The sequence below is a fragment of the Pseudostreptobacillus hongkongensis genome (assembly GCF_001559795.1).
Lineage (GTDB): Bacteria > Fusobacteriota > Fusobacteriia > Fusobacteriales > Leptotrichiaceae > Pseudostreptobacillus > Pseudostreptobacillus hongkongensis.
In genome coordinates this window covers 1-1,342 of record NZ_LOHY01000146.1, presented here as the reverse complement: position 1 = coordinate 1,342, position 1,342 = coordinate 1, and the positions used below count along the sequence as shown (strand labels likewise).

The 1,342-nt window shown below is 21.1% G+C and carries 3 protein-coding genes; all 3 read left to right on the top strand.

The annotated features are described in order from the left end of the window. Positions 1-719, top strand: a 719-nt coding sequence (locus AYC59_RS07000; protein ID WP_211260040.1) for a helix-turn-helix domain-containing protein, incomplete at its 5' end; no start/stop codon positions are given. 62 nt (positions 720-781) lie between these two features. After that, positions 782-1,141: an IS3 family transposase gene (locus tag AYC59_RS06995; RefSeq protein ID WP_066896853.1), complete on the top strand. Its 360-nt coding sequence runs from the start codon at positions 782-784 to the stop codon at positions 1,139-1,141. Continuing rightward, the coding region (locus AYC59_RS08340) for a DDE-type integrase/transposase/recombinase (protein WP_369323998.1) at positions 1,142-1,342 on the top strand (201 nt) is incomplete at its 3' end.

The following is a 1,342-nucleotide window of genomic DNA, read 5'->3' as shown; positions in this document are numbered from 1 at the left end:
AACATATACCAAAAAACTGGACAGTAAAATTTAAAATTACTAGAAAGTTTGGAGGTATATGTTTTTTTATGGGAAGAAAATCAAAATTAACATTAGAAAAGAAAGTTGAAATGATTGAATATGCTATTAAATATGGGCGTAGTAGGGCATCTTTAGAATATGGGTATAAACCACACTCAATAACACGATTAATTAAAAAATATAAAATACATGGAATAGATGGATTAAAAACTAGTTCAACTAATAGAATATATTCAATAGAATTAAAAAAAGAAATACTTTCAAAATATTTAGAAGGTGAAAGTATTGAAAATTTAATCATCAAATATAATACAAGTTCTACAGTAGTAAATAATATAATTTCATGTTATACTAATGGCAAAGAAATAAAGGCATATGAGCCAAAATCAGAGGTATATAATATGAAATATAGAAAAGTTGATAAAAAAACTAAATTAATGATAATAAATGAATGTTTAGATAATAATAAAGACTATGGATTAATTGCACAAAGATATTTTTTAAGTTATTCTCAAGTATATAGTTGGGTAAATACTTACTTAAAGAAGAACAATAGTAATTACCTTAACAAAAAGAATAATGAAATTGATAAAGATTTAGTAATAGAAGCTCTACAAAAACAGTTAAAATATAAAGAAATGGAACTTGAAATTCTTAAAAAAAAAGATCAAATATTAAATTCTCTATTAAAAAAATAGATAGAATAGCCTCATATAAAACAATACTAGAATTATCTGATAAATATAGTGTTTTAGAACTATTGAAAATATTAGGTATAGCTAAATCTTCATATTACAATTGGCTTGATAATAAAGACAAGAAAACTAAAAGAAAGATTGAAGAAGAAATATTAATTAAGTTAATTATTAAATTATACACTAAATATAAAGGAACTTATGGATATAATAGAATGAGATTTTCTATTAATAAAGAACTTAAAACTAATTATTCAAAAAATAGAATATATAGAATAATGAGAGAAAATAATTTACTTTCAGTAATAAGACCTAAAAAAGTTAAAAGAAAAGCTAAGAAAGAACAAGAATTGAAAGAAAATATATTAAATAGAGATTTTAGTACAATTTTACCTAAAGAAAAATTATCTACAGATATAACATAGATAAAGTATAAAGGTGGAAAACTTTATTTAAGTGGAGTAATAGATATACATACAAAGAATATATTAACTTATTCAATATCAGATAGAAATGATTTAGAACTTGTATTTAAAGATTTTAATAATTTAGTTAGTAAATATGATTTAAAAGGTAGTATATTACAATCAGATAGAGGATTTCAGTATACATCTATTTATTTTTCT